The following is a 17,880-nucleotide window of genomic DNA, read 5'->3' as shown; positions in this document are numbered from 1 at the left end:
TCATCACTGGTAGCTGACCGCACCCAGAGCGTTGATCAGCGCCACCAGCGCCTGCCGGCTCTCGCCAAAGCTGCGCTGCTGCTGGCGGTAGCCGTCGAGCAGCGCCAGCACGGGTCCGTGCAGTTGCCGCCGCAGGTGGTGACTGGTCAGTTTTGCGTGCCAGTTGGTGAGCCTGAACGAGCGTGTGCGCAGCAGCGCATGGCCGCCGCGCAGCAGCGGGTTCTTCAGGCCGGCGATGTTGCGCAGCAGCAGTTCCACCACTGCCTCGACCACGCCGGCGCCATCGAGCAGGCCGTTCCTGTAGCGCACCAGCAGATCGGAGGCCTTGACCTCGCAGTAGCGCGAGATGTAGAGGGTGGCGTCGTCACGCTTGAAGTAGTAGAGCGGCTCGGCGATGTGGGCGAAGCGGAACTGCCGGGCGGCGCGGATGAAGTAGTCGTAGTCCTCGACCAGAAACAGCTCGGGGTCATACTCTCCCACCGCTTCGGCCAGCGCCCGGCTGTACATGAAGCAGGCGCCGATGTGGTTGCCGCGATCGAGTTGCAGTCGATCGGGGAGGCGGTCGTGCTGGATGTCGAGCGGCGCGCCTGCCGCATCCAGTTCGGAGAAGAGCCAGTAGTCGGCATAGACGAAATCGCAGTCGCCACGTTGCAGGCGGGCCACCATCTTCTCGATCGCCTGCGGGTGGTAGAGGTTGTCGTCCGAGGTCCAGGTGAGCAGCTCGCCACTGGCCAGCGCAAAGCCGCGGTTCAGCGTGCGCGGCAGCTTGAGGTTGGGGTCGTTGCGCACGGCACGAATGCGTGGATCGGTGAAGCTCGCCACCACCTCGGGGGTGTGGTCGGGCGAGTTGTCATCGACGACGATCAGCTCCCAGTGCGGGTAGCTCTGCGCCAGCACACTGCGGATGGCGTGGGGCAACAGATGCGGCCGCCGATAGGTGGGCAGCACGATGCTGACCAGCGGCGACCCGCGCTCCACGCTCATTGCGTGCCGCCCAATCCGGCATCGTCGAGGATGCGCTGGACGATCCTGATGCGTGCCGTGCCGTCGCCATAGGGGTTGCTGCGCGAGGCCATCGCCTGGTAGGCGGCCTCGTCTTCGAGCAGGCGCGAGGCCTGGCGGACGATCTCATCGGCCTGCATGCCGATCACCTTGAGGGTGCCGGCCTCGACCCCCTCCTGCCGCTCGGTCACCTTGCGCAGCACCAGCACCGGCTTGCCGAGGCTGGGGGCTTCCTCCTGCAGGCCGCCGGAGTCGGTCAGCACCAGGTGGCACCGCTTCATCAGGTGGACCAGCGGCAGGTAGTCGAGCGGATCGATCAGCAGCACATTGTCGATGCCGGCCAGCATGGCGTTCACCACCTGCCGCACATTGGGATTGCGGTGCACCGGGTAGACCAGCACGACCTGGTCACGATACTTGCGCGCCAGCTCGGCCAGACCGCGACAGATCGATTCGAACGGGCCACCGAAACTCTCGCGGCGGTGGGCGGTCACCAGAATGATGCGCCGCTGCTCGTTCGCCACGGCTTCGAGCGGCGTGCCGGCAAAGCTGTAGGGACGGCTGGAGACATCGAGCAGTGCATCGATCACGGTGTTGCCGGTGACCGCGATCTGCTCGCTGACAATGCCCTCGTTGAGCAGATGCTGGCGGGCGCGGTCGCTGTGGGCGAAGAAGAGATCGGCCATCGAGTCGATGATCTTGCGGTTCGACTCCTCGGGATAGGGATGGAACTTGTCGAAGGTGCGCAGGCCGGCCTCGATGTGGCCCACCTTGACGCCACAGTAGAACGCCGCCATCGCCGCCGCCATCGAGGTGGTGGTATCGCCCTGCACCAGCAGCAGGTCGAACGGCTCGGCACGCAGGATCTTGCTCACCTCCTGCAGCACGGTGACGGTGATGTGTTCGAGCGTCTGGTTCTCGCGCATCAGGTCGAGGTTGTAATCGACCTTGATGCCGAACAGGTCGATCAGCGGCGCCACCATGTCCCGGTGCTGGCTGGTGAGGCAGTTTTTGTTGTGGATGCGCGTCGGATGCTCCGCCAGTTCGGCGATCACCGGCGCCATCTTGATGGTCTCCGGGCGGGTGCCAAAGACGGTCAGCACCTTAATCATGGCTGCCCTCCTGCTGCATCTTCAGCCGCCAGGCATCGAGGAAATATTTCACCGCCCAGCTGATCTCGGCACCGGAGATGTACTTGGCCCCTTTGCCATAACTGCCGTAGAAGCCGCCCGAATCGTTCTGGATCTTCTCCAGATGGCGCATGGCGAGGTCGGCCGGACGCCGGTTGCCCAGCGTGTACCAGACGATGGCATATTGCGCCATGCCGGTCGAGCAGACCCAGTCGACGTCAGGATAGGCCGGAATGCTGCCGTCGCGCCGCTGGCAGCGTTCCACGTCGGCCATGCCCCGTCGCGCCAGGTCGAACTCGCCCAGTTCGCACAGCGCCTCCATCGCATAGGCATGAAAGTGCGAAAGGCGGTTGAAGGGGACCAGTCCATCCTGCTGTTTGTAGTAGGCGAGCACGAAGCTGGCGGCCTCTTCATAGGCCGGCACCCCGAGCACTCTGCCCGCCTGCCGCAGGGGTGGCAGCACATAGGTGTGAATCAGGTCGCTGGCGATGTCGCTCCACAGCTCGGTCGACGGCGTGGTGAGCCGCCCCTGCGCATCGATCTGCGCCACCACCCAGTCACAGGCGCGGCGCAGCGACTGTTCGGCACCCTCGACATCACCCAGTGCGGCGCACAGCCCGCGCATGATCTGCCCGGTGTCGAAGGTGTAGGGCTTGCCATCGGGCGCCGGAAAGGCCCCCGACGGCAACTGGATCGACAGCAGCCAGCGGGTGCAGCTGCGCGCCAGTGCCTGCTCCCCCCAATTGTAGAGGGTGGGGATGAAATAACCGGTCACCTCGGGATAGGGCACCCGCTCCCTGGTGTGCACGATGATGCCCTGATCGGCCACCATGTTCGCCTTGAACCACTGCATGGCCCGCTCATGGCTGGGTGGCTTGTTCTTGCGAAAAAACATGTCGAAATTCCTGGAATCCACTGTTGGCTTTGACTACGAAACGGTTGGCATCCATCGAGATGATTGGCGCTGATTCGTATTGGAAGAATAGAGAAGAAAATCGGGCCATGCCGAATCAGTGCCGCCTCTGGGTCACTGGGCAGCCTCCTGCACCCGCAGCAGTTGGTCCGCGGCCACGCCGCTCAACTGCTGTACCACACCGCTCGGCCAATGGATGGTGAGCCGGTCGATCTGGCTGTTGGGACCCAGACCAAAGTGGAGCCGGCTGTGGTTCTGGCTGCGCTCATGGACGCCGCCATCCTGCAGCCGCGTCTGGGTCACGCCGCCGGCGGTGACTTCGACCCGTGCACCGATGCCATCGCGGTTGGAACGGGTGCCTTCTAGATCGATTTCGAGCCAGTGGTTGCCGTTTCTCACATTGTGGTAGAGCCGGTAGCCACCGCCAGCCGAGGGCAGACCGAGGCTGCGGCCCATGCTGCCGCCGCTGGCGATCAGCAGGTCGAGAAAGCCGTCGCCGTCATGGTCGACCGTGGTGACACTGTCGCCAACACCGGCCATGGAACCCTGCGCGCCACCTGCCTGCGGGACGGCTTCGAACCGGCCATCGCCACGGTTGCGCAACAGCAGATTCTGTTGCATGCCAACGTCACCCGAGCCCAGCAGGAACAGATCGAGATGCATGTCGTTGTCGAAATCACCTGCCACCACGTTGACCGCGGAGATCGGCACCTCGTTGACACCGCGTTTGTCACCCTGCTCGACCAGCTTGCCCTGCTGGTTCATGAACAGCCGCTGCGGCGCCTGCTCATTGCGGGTGGCCTCGGCCGTCGGCGTCAGCTCGGTGATGGCCGTTGCTGCGCGAACCATCACGGTGATCTGCTGTGGCTTGTGCGCTGCCGCAGCCGCTGTGGCCGCAGAGAACTCGATCTGCCAGCGGTCGGTCGATTGGCGACCCAGATAGAGGGCCGCCTGCTCACCAGACTGATGCGGCGCCACGCCATCGACATCGGCCATCTCGCCCGGCAGCGCGAAATCGACTCCGGCCGGATGTTCGCCCTGCCGGCCGATATGGATCTGCTGCGCAGCGAGGCCCTGCGCGGCGTAGGCGGCCCTGACCTGCACGTCGAGCTGGCCGGATGCCTTGAAGCTGAAACCGAGCGGCTTGCCGACATCGGCGGCCGTCACCCAGAGATCGGCAATCAGCAGATTGGCGGCCGGCTGGCCCAATGCCAGAGCGCCGGCCGGATTCTTGCGCGCCAGCAACAGGTCGATGGCGCCATCGTTGTCGAAGTCACCGGCTGCGGCATCCTCGAAAGCGGTCACCGGCAGCAGATCGAGCTCACGCGCCGGCAGGCTGGCAAGGTCGAACAGTTGTGCAGTTTTGTTCTTGCCGACCACCCGGCAGAGCAGCTCCGGGTGGGCATCCTGCGTCAGTTCGGTGAGCAGGCAGAACGGCACCGAGCGCGACGCAAACGGCAGCGGCTGCGCCGCATCAAACCGGCCATCCTGCTGCATGAAGAGGAAGGGCGGCGTCAGCGCATCGAAACGGGCCTCGGCACCCTGAAACAGATCAAGCCGGCCATCGCGATCCAGATCGACCCACAGCGGCATGCGGGTGCGCCCTTGCGGATTGTCCACCCCGACCCGGGCCGCCACCTCGGTGAATCGGCCATTCTGATTCATGAACAGCCGCTTGGGCTCGGCCCCGACGCCCTGCTGGGCGCCAGTCAACTGCACCAGGTCGAGCTGGCCATCGTTGTTGAAATCGGCCCACTGGGCGCCATGCTTGTCGCCCGCCAGATCGGCGGCGTCGAACTGGCTCTGGGTCACCTCAGCGAACTTGCCGTTGCCCAGATTGCGAAACAGCAGCGGCGCATCGAGGTGGTTGGTCACGTAGAGATCGGGCCGGTCATCGCCATCGAAGTCGCCCCAGGCCACACCGTGGGTCATGCCGACGTAGGCAGCAAGACCGGCGGCTTCGGTGACCTCTTCGAACAGTGGCGCCCGGCGCTGTTCGGAACAGCCAGCCGCCAGCATGGCCACCGCAACCCACAGAGAAAGCCGCTTTTTTCTGTCCATGCCATTCAGCCTCGTTGCCGTAACATTCGGTCGAGCAGCCAGCGTCTGCCGCGCGCGAAGGGCCCCATGCTCGGCAGCGGCGCCCGACAGGCGGCCAGAAAGCGCTGGGCACAGTCGCGCGGGGTGAACCTGGTCGACCGGGCATGGACCAGGGCCGCCTGACGCCACTGCCGGTACTGGTCTGGATCATCGAGAATCCGATCGAGGGCCTGCAGCCAGGCATCGATGTCGAGATGGTTCTGAATCAGCAAGCCCCCCTCTGCGACCGACTCCGGCAGACCGCCACGCGCGCTGGCAATCACCGGAATGCCGCAGGACTGCGCCTCGACCGCGACCATGCCGAACCCCTCCTCCCAGGTCGAAGGCACCAGCAGCAGGCGTGCCTGCTGGTAGATGGCACGCATGTCCGACACCCGCGGGTGAAAGCGCACATTCGGCAAGGCCGCCAGTTGCGCCTGCAGCGAGTGCAGTGCCGACTCGCCGAGTTTCCAGGATTCGAGCAATAAAAACTGCACTTCGGGCCGCCGGCGCGCGATTTCCAGCAGGGTCTCGACACCCTTGACCTTGACCGGATTGATCATCAACACCGAGCCCTGCGGGTCTCCCAGGGTGCCGAAATACCAGTCCGACGCAGGATAGACCACCTGCACCGGCCGCCCGATGATCCTTTCCACCTTGTTCGCCAGGAATTCACTGCTGCAAACCACATGGCAGCCAAGTCGTCCCATGGCTTTCAGCTCGTTCGGCGCCGTTTCGGCATCATGCACGTAGAGCACGCCAGGGATGCCCAAGCGCCGGGCCAGCATCAGCACCTGCTGCGCGCCTTCCAACTGTGCCCAGATCAGATCGGGCCGAAACCGGCCGATGAACGATTCCAGCGCATCGAAGAAATCGGGCAACAGCTGAACCGGATAGCCGCAGTCGATCACGCCACTCGGCTGCGCCACAGATCGAATGCCGAGCGCTGCATGCTCCTCAGGCGGTGGGTGCCCCCAGGGGGTCACCGCATACTCCGCCGAACCCACCGCAGCGCAGTCGACAGCAAACTCCTCGCTCAACGACTGCATCAACCGATGGGCACAACGGGCCGCACCGCCCAGAAAACAGGGATAAGGTGGGCGTTCGCTGGCGTAGAGGATGCGCATCAGCTTTTTTCAGTGCCAGCAACGCAATCGAACATGGTGCAATCGTTCAGAACCATGACCTGCGCTGCTTGGCAAAACGTGCCATTGACAACGCGTGCGGGTCGATCGGTGATTCTCGGTGCAATGCAACCACATCGTAGTGCCAGTTGAAATCATGGGCACCGGAAAGACAGAGTTGCGCCAGCAATTCGACGGCCACCGCATCATAGCCGGTCATCGGATGGCTGAAATTGCCATATTTGGTGAACCACAAAAAGCGGTCATAGCCATGCTCGACCAACAACTCGAAGTGCCGAGTCCAGCTGTTTTCCGTTTTCTGGCAGAAGTAGGGATCCCACTCAAAGATCACGGCAGGCTTCCATCGGTCCAGCAACCTGTGGCTGCCCATCAGCACCTTGCCATCAAAACCGTCGACGTCGATTTTCAGCACGTCGAGTTGCTCCATTCTTTCTGCCTCCACAACGACATCGAGTGGAACAGCCCTCTGTACTTGATCGCCCTGCGCACTGGCAGTCCCGGGATGGGTGCGCACCAGTGAAGGAATCTCGTCTGCGCGATCGGAAAGCAGCGTCTGAACCAGACGAGCCTTCTCGTCATCCTCCAGATTACTCTTCAGATAAGAAAAAAAATCGGCATCACCCTCAACGCAAAGATAGCCCGCGATCTCGTCACCACAGTTGGCTTGCAGCAATCGGACGGTGTCACCCACGCTGGCACCCACATCCACCAGATGAATGGGGCGATGCCAGGCAAGAAAAGCCTGGTGTGCCAGTTCGATGAGTGGCGTGTTCCACTGCAAAAACCGACGGGCATACAGACCATAGCTATGGCCAAAATTGACCAAAGTCCGTCGACCATGCATGTTGGTGGAAACTGCCACATCGCCAAATCGATGCAATCCCTGGCTCCAGGCCCAGCGCCACAAGCGGCCACGCAAACCTTCGGACTGCTGCCAATGATGGTGTTTCAGACACTGGTTGTAGAGCAATGACGCCCATTTATGATCTTGCATGGCCAGCCTTGTTCGAACGATTCAAAAACGAAACCTCTGCCGTCATCGTACAGCTCAATTGAACTCAACTCTTTGGATCGAAGATTCTTTCAAAAAGATTCTGCAACTCTTCCAGAACAATCAGCGCTCCTGACCTGTCGATCGAGACGAAGCCCGCTGTACACGCATCGATGACCATTCGCTGGTGAGCGTCCTGATACTGTCCGGGCAGTTACCGAACCGTCTCAGCCAGAAATCACGAAAACCCATCAAGGCGGCACGGTTTCTAGGATCGAGGAATGCGGTACAAACCGTCCACCACCATTTTTTCAACGAGAATGGCTGACTCATCACTACACTAAACAGCGGACGAATGAAACGCCGAATCAGAACGCTGACACTGTGCAAATAGATTCTTAACCGCAACCCCAATGCTGCATTGCGCTTCGCCCACAACAATCGGTTTCTGGCACTGAAATATTCCTTCAGTGGTGAATCTTCTCCGCCAAAGGAGACCGAAATCTTGTGCCACACCCGCGCACCTGGAACATAGGCACACAAAAAGCCGGCACGCTTGGCCCGACTGCAAAAATCGATCTCTTCATTGTTGAGAAAGAATCTTGGTTCGAGCAGGCCAACCTTCCTGAACACTTCGGCGCGGATGAACATGGCACAACCAATCACCCACTCGGTTTCGGTCAGCACATCGTACTGCCCACGGTCAATCTCACCGGCGCCATATTCATTGAAACTCAACGTCCGGCTATCCCAATATCCACCGGCATACCACAACCTGCGGCTGTCGGCATGATGGTAAATCTTTGCCCCGAAAACTCCGGCTTGCGGCATCTGTTGCGCAGCCCGGACAAATTCCGTAACAACGCCCGGATCAACGACAGTATCGTTATTGAGCAAAAAAATGAAATCTGCACCTGTTTCGAGCGCATGACGAATGGCGCCATTGTTGCCTTCTGCAAAACCAAGATTGGCATGGTTCTCGATTATTTTAACTTCTGGATGATATCGACCGATGGCTTCGACAGAACCATCGGTCGATCCGTTGTCTGCCACAACGACCTCAAAATTCGGATAGTCGACCCTTGCAATGGACTCCAAGCATTCCAGCGTATCATTTCGGCCATTCCAATTCAGAACGATGATGCAAACCAACGGTTGCATGACTTGCTGATCGCCTCTTGCCTGATCCATTGATGATCAGCTCACTCGAATTCTGAAAATCATCTTGATGATCTCGATCAAGCTTCGCAATTTTTGCAGCACTCCCCAATAAAACCGACGAAAAGCAGATTTTTTTTCTTCGCTCACGTCAGACTTGAGCGTGACAGATTCCTGACTGGACAGAGAAGCGGAAGGAGTTGCTTCCGTCAGCGCCTGCCGGGTTGCCTCCAGATAGGCACGTCCATGCTTGACATCGGGTTCGAGGTGGCAACCCTCTGCCCACTCATTCCATGCATTGATGAAAAGAACTCTCTCATCACCTTCGAATCTGGTCTTCGTCTGTCGCACCATGGTGCTCAGCCAATTCTTGTAGAGCTGAGGTGTTGATCCGATCAAGATACGCCCATCTTTTTTTCGTCTCGCCGTGTTGTCCCACATCGGGGTGACGCAACGGAATCGTTTGTATACAGGGCTGGCTCTCTTCATGCGTGATGCAGCAATGATCGGATAGCGCAACACCGTATGCTGATGAAAAGCTCTTGGAAGAATTCCCCATCTGCTCATCTTTCTGAAGATTGAACCAGAAAAAACAGCCTGTCCCACCTCTCGATTGTCCGGAGAAAACTCCATGGCGGCATCGAAACCGATATTCTTTGGATCAATATCAGCAACGAAATTTTCAACCCGGACCAGATACAACTCTCCAACTCCGGAGCGCCTTGCAACCTCCCGCCAAATTTCCGCTGTTCTGGCAGGGTTCGGCAAAAGCTCTGTTCGATAAACGAGAAGCAATGGCCGCCCATCGATCCGAATATAACGAGAATCGATAAGCGCTGGGATGAGACTTTCTATATGGGCACGGTCATCCTCTTCTGAATAGCGCTGCTCAAGGAGAATCTTTTTCGTTCCTCCATCCCACGCGCGCGACCAGTTCTCATTCGCCCAGCAGAGACAAAAAGGAAAGTCCGGCTTGCCACTTTGCAGCACTTCATTGAAAGGCCGTTCCAGAATGCGACGACCATTGAACCAGTAGTGATAGTAACAGAAGCCATGAATGCCATACTCTCTGGCCAAATCCGCCTGAGCCTGACGCGCCTCTGACAAGCGAAGATCATAAAAACCCAGATCGGCCGGGACATGTGGTTGATAGTGACCCGGGAAAAGCGGGTTTGCCTTGGCCACATTGGTCCATTCGGTGAATCCCCTGCCCCACCATTCGTCATTCTCTGGAATCGGGTGAAATTGTGGCAAATAGAGCGCTATTGCCCTGACATCACTGTTCATGAAACTCCAACTCTTTGCAGTCGAATCGGATTTTTCGAAAACCCGTGATCAAACATCTTTACTCCTGCTCAACTCCAGAAGTGCATCCTGCATCCCTTGGACATACTGACGCTCGGTGAAGCGCATCGACACCCGAATCCTTCCAGCTTCGCCGAACGCACTCCGCATGGCTGGATCGGCAAGCAACTTCAGCACAGCATTCGCCATGGCCGGTGGATCCTTGACATCGACGAGAAACCCATCTGAACCATCTTCAATGATCTCGGCGGGTCCGCCGCAACGCGTCGCAACCACTGGAGTTTCAACCGCCAGTGACTCGATTGCGGTCAAGCCAAAAGACTCCTGTTCCGAAGAGATCACCAACACATCGATTGCCGCAAGAAAAATGGCAATGTCGCCCTCCCATCTCCCGGCCAAGGTGACCCTGCCCGTCAGAGCCAGCGTCTCGATCTGATTGCGCAACGCCTGCACCAAGTGCTCTGCGCCAGTCCCGACAATGATGAAATGCACATCATCTCGATACTTCAGAACATTCGTCGCCGCCGCCAGAAATGTACGGTGATCCTTGCGTGGCTGGATGGCCCCCACGACGGCAACCCAGTGCTGCAAAGGATCGACTTTCAACCTCTGGGCAACTTCATCGCGAGCCCGCATCCGATTCTGTTTCGGTGGCAATTTGATGCCGTTGTAGACGATCGATGCCATCTCACGCAACCGTGGATAATCTGCTGCCACCGCACGGGAAGGAAACACCACATGGGTCGACAACCGCGCGATGATGGGCGCGTAGAAAGATACCGGCAACACCGGCAGCAATTCGCTGTTACCCGTGACCGGCTCATGAATATGCCAGAGATGGGGTTTTTTCATCATTCGCGCCGCAACCGCCCCTTCGATGCAAGTGACAGTGTTGGTGTAGATCAAATCAATGCCATGGCGCTCGATCAACCGCGCAATGGCCCAGGATCTCGCACGAAGACCACGCAGCATATGTGCGAGATACGACAAACGACCACGGCCTTTCATCATGTTGATACAGGGTGCCCAATGTTCCAGATGCTTTTCAAAAACGGGGATGCCCAGGTCGTGTACGGCATCGACCAAATCTCCTTTTCCAGGCACCAGCAGATAAGGTGAAAAATGCACCCGATCCAACCCTTGCAGCAGGGCCAGCAACATGCGCTGCGCTCCAAACAACGCAGCATCATGCGAAATAAAAAGAATATGTACTGGACTGCCGAATGAGATGGATTTCATGAATAAATCACCTTGCAGCGAAAATGGAGCCTGCAAAAAAAATTCATCTGCGCCATCGCCACAACAGAAGACGCAGAAGCTCCTTCTTCCTGACCCAACGCCTGCCAAGACGGGCTCGCCATTTCCAATACCCACTCTTCAACCACTCAGAGAAATCAGGAGTGGTGGACGCATTCGATTCGACAGGAGAAAAATGAACTGTCTGGCCAGCCTCAGTCAGTGCACGTCGCGTTGCCTTCAGATACTCATGGCCCCATTTCAGGTCAGGCTCCAAATGATTTCCTTCAGCCCACTCATTCCAGGCGTTGATGAAAACAACCCTTTCATCGCCTTTGAATCTCTTGGATGTTTGATTGCAAATAACTCTCAGCCAGCTTTCATAAAGCTCCGGAGTGGAATCAATCACGATCCGTGCGTTTTTCTTTCGACGAGCGCTGTTGTCCCACATCGGCGTTACGCAACGAAACCGCGTGAACTCAGCGACAGGACGAGATGCCATTCCTCTGGCGAGCGCCGGATAACTGACAATCCGTTGCTCCGCGTAGGCATGTGGAATGACCCCCATGCGACTCAGAATGCCAGCAGCGCCATGGTGAAAGATCCACTCTCCCATGTCATTCCCATCAGGCGCGAACTCCACGGCAGCATCAAATCCAATGGACGCCGGTGAAATGTTTTGAGAAAAACTTTCTACACGCACCAGGTATGGATCTCCGACCCCGGCCTTGATCGCAACTTCACGCCAGATTTCAGCAGTACGCGCTGGATCAGGCAACAATTCTGTGCGATATACCAAGAAAAGCGGTCGACCATTGATTCGGATATATCTTGGATCACGGAATGCGGGAATAAGGCTCTGAATATGCAGAAAATCATCTTCATGATTGTAATTCTGTCCGAGCAGGACATCGCGCTCTCCACCATCCCATACACGAGTCCAATTTTCATTGGCCCAGCAAAGACAGAAAGGAAAATCCGGCCTGCCACTTTGCAACACTTCATTGAAAGGCCGCTCCAGGATTCGACGACCATTGAACCAGTAGTGGTAGTAGCAGAAGCCATGAATGCCATATTCTCTGGCTAAATCTGCCTGCGCCTGGCGAGCCTCCGATAAGCGAAGATCATAAAAACCCAGATCAGCCGGAATATGCGGCTGATAATGACCAGGAAAGAGTGGTCTTGCCTTGGCTGTATTGGTCCATTCAGTGAACCCCTTCCCCCACCATTCGTCATTCTCTTTTACTGGATGGTATTGCGGTAAATAGAAGGCAATCGCTCTGATGTCACTGATCACGGCAATCTTTCTAGCCCCCGCATAAAAAATTACACTCCAAAATTATTTTAATAAACCACTGAAAAAAGGAAACACTGATTGACTCTTGCCCGCCATTCATGCGAAGACGAGAATCCAGCAACAACAATCGCCTGAATGCCCTCCTTTACGGGGACGACTAAATCAATGCCTCCTCAAACCATATTCTGAAGCATCCTGTCAGGCAGATATTTTCAAGAAAAAAATCATGAAAAAAACATGAATGCCTTGTAAGCCACTTTTCCGAAAAAAGAACCTCTGAATTTTTCATTCTCATCCATGGATTTCATTGCCGAATTCAAGCGCTCTCTCAACCTTGACATCTCTTTTTTCATAACCTCAATCCGGAAAATGACAAACTCATCAAACACATTCGGCGGAGCATAAAACGCCTCTCGAAAATGCAGATCCTCTTCACGCAAATAAAAACGATTAAGCCCATCAAAATAGACAAAAACATAGCCATTTTCCAAAAGCGCTGGTTCCCATTCGGAGAATGATGCAACAGGTGAGTTTGGTATCACTGATTCGACAAGAACCACACGGGGCCGATATAACCGCCAATCTCCACTTCTGATTACATCAACTTCAGCGCCTTCAACATCGATCTTGAGAAAATCAATGACGACCCCAACCGCATGATCGTCACAGATTTCTTTCAAGGTTTTGGTCGGAACAACAAGCTCAGAGACTTCAAACCCCTTCTCCGCATGCATTCGTGCATAGTCATCTCTGCTGGTGGAAAGCCCTGTGTTGTGAACATGATGAAATGCAAGTGACCCAGGACAACTGGAAATGGCCACGTTCAGATTGATGTCACGCGGTCTCTCGGCAAGAATTTTCCGATAATTATCTGGCAACGGCTCAACATTGATACCGCGCCAACCTTGATCGTAGAAATGGCGCGTCACCGAATCGATCGTTGCGTCCCAAACGCCGATGTCGATATAGAAGCCGCTACTCTGCCCTTTGAAAACCCTCTGCAGCATGACATCTTCGAAATTTTGCGCATAGCTGATCATCGGCGACATACATTCTTCACTTGACATTCCAGAAATCCTCTTGCAAAGACTTGCAACTTCATGCGCAAGCCTCTTCAGAATCATGCAGAACTGCCCAGTCACCACCCAGAGAAAGAAATCCCTGCCCAACCGTCCGACTCTGATTATATGCCCCTGTCACGACCTGAAAATGGCACAGATTTTCACCATAAAAGAGCGGTCGGTCAGCATCGGCCGTGGCAGCTCCGATTCTGAGCGCGTATGTCCCTGCGTACAAAGGAAAGCAAGCAATTCGATAAATGATCTGAAACAAGCCAGCAGGCACAGAGAGCGGACCCAATTTACTTGAACTGCTGTCATCATTGGCTATATAGAGAAGATCTGGTGTGTGCACACCCACACCAACCGCGAGATTTTCGATGACACTCTTTGCAGCGAATGAGAGCGTGATCGTGACTGCTTCTCCGTAGACCACCGCATCGGTTTCTTCTCCGTCGGCATTGGTGATCGACACTCGCTGCAGTTCGAGCTCTCCAGAGGAGAAGGTCGAACTCATGCCGCCACCCCGTGAGACCCGTCTGGCAGCTTCTTCCTTGACCTTCCTGTCGTTTTGCTCATAGAACAGGTTGCAGGCAACTTCCGGATCGCCATCATGGATCGCTCTGCCGTGGTCCATCAGGATCACCCGGGAACAGAGCCGCTCGACCTGACGAATATTGTGGCTGACCAGCAGCACCGTTCTGCCCTGGTTCTTGATCAGCTCTTCCATCCGGTCGAAGCATTTGCGCTGGAAGGCCAGATCACCCACCGCCAGCACCTCATCGACGATCAGAATTTCGGATTCGATGCTGGTGGCCACGGCAAAGGCCAGTTTGACCTGCATGCCGGAGCTGTAGCGCTTGACCGGGGTGTCGATGAAGGCTTCGATCTCGGCAAATTCGACGATCTCATCGAACTTCTGCGCAATCTCCTGTTTTGACATGCCCAGGATCGCGCCATTGAGGTAGACATTCTCGCGACCGGTGAAGTCGGGGACGAAACCGGCACCCACCTCGATCAGCGGCGCAATGCGCCCATTGATCTTGACCTCGCCATGGGTGGGTGTGCTGATTTTCGCCAGCATTTTCAATAGCGTGGACTTGCCGGCGCCGTTGTGACCGATGATGCCGACCACTTCACCCTGTTCGATCGAGAAGCTGACGTCATCCAGCGCCTTGAACAGTGGCCGCTCCGCCACCGGTCGGCCGATCAGGCGTGCGCCGGTGTTGAGCAGGGTCTGCTTGAGCCCCTCGACGGCGCCGAGACGGAACTCCTTGGTGAGATGATTGACTTCAATGGCTGGCATAGGGAGGAGCGCTCAGATCACGTCGGCGAAATGGCTTTCGGCGCGCTTGAAGTAAAGGTAGCTCAGCGGCAGCAGCAGGACGACCAGGATGGCGCCGGGGGTCATCGCGCCCAGATCCGGTGGCAACCCACGCAGCACGACATTCTGAAACGCATCGATGATGCCGGAGAGCGGGTTGAGGGTGTAGAGGGTGTAGAACGCGTCGGACCAGTCGCCGGCGGCCCGCTCTACCAGCAGCTTCTCCTTGACCAGGTGCAGTGGATAGATCACCGGTGAGCCATACATCAGCAGCGAGAGCAGCACCGGCAATGCCTGACCGACATCCCGGTAGTAGACGTTGATCGCAGCCCCGACGAAGGCGATGGTCAGTGCGGCCAGCATGGTATAGAAGATAATCAGCGGCGCCCACAGCAGATGGATGCTCGGCGTCATCTGATACCAGAGCATCAACCCGGCCAGGATGCAGAGGTTGATGCCCAATTCGACCAGCTTGGTGAGCACGGCGATGATCGGAAAGACCTCGCGCGGAAAGTAGATCTTTCTGATCAGCACGGTATTGCCAACGACACTGTTGACCCCTTCGGAGGCGGACTCCTGAAAGAAGGTCCAGGGAATCAGCGCGGCAAACACCAGGATCGGATAGGGAGTGCTGCCGCTGTCGATGCCGACGAAGCTTCTGACCAGCGTGAAGATCAGCATCAGCGTCACCGGCTTCAGCACCGCCCAGGCGATGCCGAGATAGGCCTGCTTGTAGCGCAGCGCGATGTTCTTCCACGCCAGCGTGGTCATCAATTCGCGGTAGTCGTAGAGGTTTTTGACGATGGCGAGCATAGCGCGTGCTTGAAATCCATGCGTAAAGCGGTGCCGACCATTCGGCAGCAACTTCAAGAATAGTCGAAAATTGCTTGCGGTTGCGTGAAACCGCGCTGGGCGCCAGTTGGGCCTGTGGCCTGCCACAGGCCCTTGGCCCAACCCGCCCGATCAGTCGGTGGCGGTCCGGTTGCGCTGCGCCTGGGGCCGCACTGGCTGCAGCAAGGCCTCTTCAGGCTGATGTGCATCGATCTTCAGGCCAAGCAGCTGTTCGATCTTGGGCAGTTCGAAGGCGTCATGCTCGCTGGCGAAGCTGATGGAGTGGCCGGTGGCGCCGGCCCGTCCGGTACGGCCGACGCGGTGGACGTAGTCCTCGGCCTCTTCGGGCAGATCGTAGTTGATGACCAGCGCGATGTCGTCGATGTGAATGCCGCGTCCAGCCACATCGGTGGCCACCATCACGTCGAGCTTGCCGGCCCGGAAGGCTTCGAGCGTCTTCAGCCGCTTGACCTGCGGCACATCGCCCGACAGCATCCCCACCTTCAGGCCGTGGCGTGCCAGCTTCTCCTCCAGATGGCGGGTGCGGTCACGCCGGTTGGCGAAGACGATGACGCGCTGCCCGGCAAAGCGGTGCAGCAGGTTGATCAGCACGGTGCTCTTCTGATGGTCGGCCAGCAGGTAGATCTCCTGCTTGACCGCACCCGCGTTCTGCGGACTGCGCACGGCCTCGATCCAGCGGGCATCGACCATCCACTGCTCGGCAAGCTGCATGATGTCGGCGTTCAGGGTGGCGCTGAACAGCAGCGTCTGGCGATGCTCCTTGCGTGGCGTCTGGCGGATGACGCGGCGAATCTGCGGCAGAAAGCCCATGTCGAGCATGCGGTCGGCCTCATCGAGCACCAGGATCTCGATCTGATCGAGAAAGATCTCCCGATTCTCGATGAAGTCGATCAACCGTCCCGGGGTGGCCACCACCAGATCGATCAGCCCCTGCTGCAGGGCAGCGCGCTGTCGCTGGTAATCCATTCCACCCACCAGCGCGGCGGTCCGAAGTCCAAGGTATCTGCCCAGTTGCTCGGCATCCTTGGCAATCTGCAACGCCAGCTCTCGCGTCGGCGCCAACACCAGTGCGCGCGGCTCGCCGCTGTAGCGCTCTTCATCGAGCGGATGGTTGATCAACCCGGCAAAGATGGTGATCAGAAAGGCCGCCGTCTTGCCGGTGCCGGTCTGGGCCTGACCGGCCACATCCAGTCCATGCAGGGTGTGGATCAGCGACTGCGCCTGAATCGGCGTGCAGTATTCAAAACCCGCCTCATCGATGGCACGCAGCAGTTGGGGTGGAATCAGCTCGAACTCGCTGAACCGGGTTTTTTCGGCACCATCGGCCGAGGATGGGGGCTGGGTGGATGATTCCGGGGGAGATGCCATGGATGTCAAAGGTCGATGCTCGATGCGATCAAACGGAAAAGAAAAAAGCAATGTGCGCCGATTGTAGCAAACCCTGTCGTCATTCCGCAGAGATGTGGTGGCGATGAGACAGGCCGTGGGCCGGTTTCGATTTGTTCGATATCGGGCTATTCTGCAACGGCCGGCACCGATCCACTGTGCATTCTGACCGGCAGGATCGCTCACAACATAAAAACAGGGAGATCGAATTCGCCATGGATTCCGCCGCCGTTCTGTTTTCCTTCGACGATGGGGTGGCCGAGATCACCCTGAACCGCCCCGACAACCGCAACAGCATGACCCCCGATCTGATTGCCGGTTTCGCTGATGCCATGGCACGACTGCTGGAGATCGAAGCCCAGGTGCGCTGCCTGATCATCACCGGGCGCGGCAGCAGTTTCTGTGCTGGGGGCGACTTCAGCGGCGACCGGGTGCAGCAGCAGTTGCCACATGAGCGGCTGCTGGCAACCTACCGCTCCTTTTTGCAGATTGCCGAACTGAAGATGCCGGTGATCGGCGCACTCAATGGCCACGCCATTGGCGGCGGCTTCGGGGTCGCGCTGATCTGCGATCTGCGCATTGCCAACCGCGATGCACTCTATGGCGCCAACTTTGCGCGGCTCGGCCTGCATTCGGGCATGTCGATCAGCTACATGCTGCCGAGAATCGTCGGCCTGCCCCGCGCGGCGGAACTGCTCTTCACCGGCAGGCGGATCAATGGCGCCGAGGCCGAACGGATCGGCCTGGTCAATGCCGCCGTCGAGGCCGAGCAGGTGCTGCCGCGCGCCCGTGCGCTGGCCCGTGAGATCGCCGTCTGTGCGCCGGTCGCGGTACGGATGATGAAGCGGTCGCTCTATCTGAACGCCCCCTGGGATCCGCAACGGGCCGCCGATTTCGAGGCCCACTGCCAGTCACGCACCTTTGAGACCGAAGATTCCAGGGAGGGCATCACCGCGCTGCTCGAGAAGCGCGAACCGCGCTTTCAGGGGCGCTGAGCGGCAGCG

15 protein-coding genes are annotated in these 17,880 nt (G+C 58.0%); 1 reads left to right on the top strand and 14 read right to left on the bottom strand.

What is annotated here, in order from left to right:
- Positions 1–3: 3 nt before the first annotated feature.
- The 14 genes from H7A13_04165 to H7A13_04100 all read right to left on the bottom strand — a co-directional run bounded on the left by H7A13_04165 (position 4) and on the right by H7A13_04100 (position 16,867).
- The gene (locus H7A13_04165) at positions 4–984 is read right to left on the bottom strand and encodes a glycosyltransferase family 2 protein (protein ID MCP5332535.1); all 981 of its coding nucleotides are present in this window, start codon (positions 982–984) and stop codon (positions 4–6) included.
- Complete coding sequence (gene wecB, locus H7A13_04160) at positions 981–2,114, bottom strand: UDP-N-acetylglucosamine 2-epimerase (non-hydrolyzing) (protein MCP5332534.1); 1,134 nt, start codon at positions 2,112–2,114, stop codon at positions 981–983. The genes H7A13_04165 and wecB overlap by 4 nt, the downstream gene beginning before the upstream one ends.
- On the bottom strand, positions 2,107–3,027 hold the full coding sequence (locus H7A13_04155; protein MCP5332533.1) for a terpene cyclase/mutase family protein: 921 nt from the start codon (positions 3,025–3,027) through the stop codon (positions 2,107–2,109). Before H7A13_04155 ends, wecB begins: the two co-directional genes overlap by 8 nt.
- Before the next feature lie 132 nt (positions 3,028–3,159).
- Positions 3,160–5,106, bottom strand: coding sequence for a CRTAC1 family protein (locus H7A13_04150; GenBank protein MCP5332532.1), 1,947 nt, complete (start codon positions 5,104–5,106; stop codon positions 3,160–3,162).
- 5 nt (positions 5,107–5,111) lie between these two features.
- Positions 5,112–6,251: a glycosyltransferase family 4 protein gene (locus H7A13_04145; GenBank protein ID MCP5332531.1), complete on the bottom strand. Its 1,140-nt coding sequence runs from the start codon at positions 6,249–6,251 to the stop codon at positions 5,112–5,114.
- 46 nt (positions 6,252–6,297) lie between these two features.
- Positions 6,298–7,263, bottom strand: coding sequence for an FkbM family methyltransferase (locus tag H7A13_04140; GenBank protein MCP5332530.1), 966 nt, complete (start codon positions 7,261–7,263; stop codon positions 6,298–6,300).
- A 120-nt stretch (positions 7,264–7,383) separates the two neighbouring features.
- Positions 7,384–8,451 carry a glycosyltransferase family 2 protein gene (locus tag H7A13_04135; protein ID MCP5332529.1) on the bottom strand — a complete coding sequence of 356 codons (1,068 nt, stop codon included), beginning with the start codon at positions 8,449–8,451 and terminating at the stop codon, positions 7,384–7,386.
- A gap of 6 nt (positions 8,452–8,457) precedes the next feature.
- Positions 8,458–9,705, bottom strand: a complete 1,248-nt coding sequence (locus H7A13_04130) for a glycoside hydrolase family 99-like domain-containing protein (GenBank protein ID MCP5332528.1) — start codon at positions 9,703–9,705, stop codon at positions 8,458–8,460.
- A gap of 48 nt (positions 9,706–9,753) precedes the next feature.
- Entirely contained in the window at positions 9,754–10,962 is a 1,209-nt protein-coding gene (locus H7A13_04125; protein ID MCP5332527.1) for a glycosyltransferase, read from the bottom strand.
- A gap of 43 nt (positions 10,963–11,005) precedes the next feature.
- On the bottom strand, positions 11,006–12,253 hold the full coding sequence (locus H7A13_04120) for a glycoside hydrolase family 99-like domain-containing protein (protein MCP5332526.1): 1,248 nt from the start codon (positions 12,251–12,253) through the stop codon (positions 11,006–11,008).
- A gap of 227 nt (positions 12,254–12,480) precedes the next feature.
- On the bottom strand, positions 12,481–13,323 hold the full coding sequence (locus tag H7A13_04115; protein MCP5332525.1) for an FkbM family methyltransferase: 843 nt from the start codon (positions 13,321–13,323) through the stop codon (positions 12,481–12,483).
- A gap of 31 nt (positions 13,324–13,354) precedes the next feature.
- Entirely contained in the window at positions 13,355–14,620 is a 1,266-nt protein-coding gene (locus H7A13_04110; protein MCP5332524.1) for an ABC transporter ATP-binding protein, read from the bottom strand.
- A gap of 12 nt (positions 14,621–14,632) precedes the next feature.
- The gene (locus H7A13_04105) at positions 14,633–15,451 is read right to left on the bottom strand and encodes an ABC transporter permease (GenBank protein ID MCP5332523.1); all 819 of its coding nucleotides are present in this window, start codon (positions 15,449–15,451) and stop codon (positions 14,633–14,635) included.
- Between the two features lie 150 nt (positions 15,452–15,601).
- Positions 15,602–16,867 carry a DEAD/DEAH box helicase gene (locus H7A13_04100; protein MCP5332522.1) on the bottom strand — a complete coding sequence of 422 codons (1,266 nt, stop codon included), beginning with the start codon at positions 16,865–16,867 and terminating at the stop codon, positions 15,602–15,604.
- Positions 16,868–17,091: 224 nt separating this feature from the next.
- On the opposite strand from H7A13_04100, the gene H7A13_04095 reads away from it, so the two are divergent.
- Positions 17,092–17,871: an enoyl-CoA hydratase/isomerase family protein gene (locus H7A13_04095; protein MCP5332521.1), complete on the top strand. Its 780-nt coding sequence runs from the start codon at positions 17,092–17,094 to the stop codon at positions 17,869–17,871.
- Positions 17,872–17,880 lie beyond the last annotated feature (9 nt).

It is taken from the genome of Pseudomonadales bacterium, from assembly GCA_024234215.1.
Lineage (GTDB): Bacteria > Pseudomonadota > Gammaproteobacteria > Pseudomonadales > UBA5862 > JACKOQ01.
The sequence above is the reverse complement of the archived record's forward strand: the minus strand, read 5'-3'. Positions and strand labels throughout refer to the sequence as shown.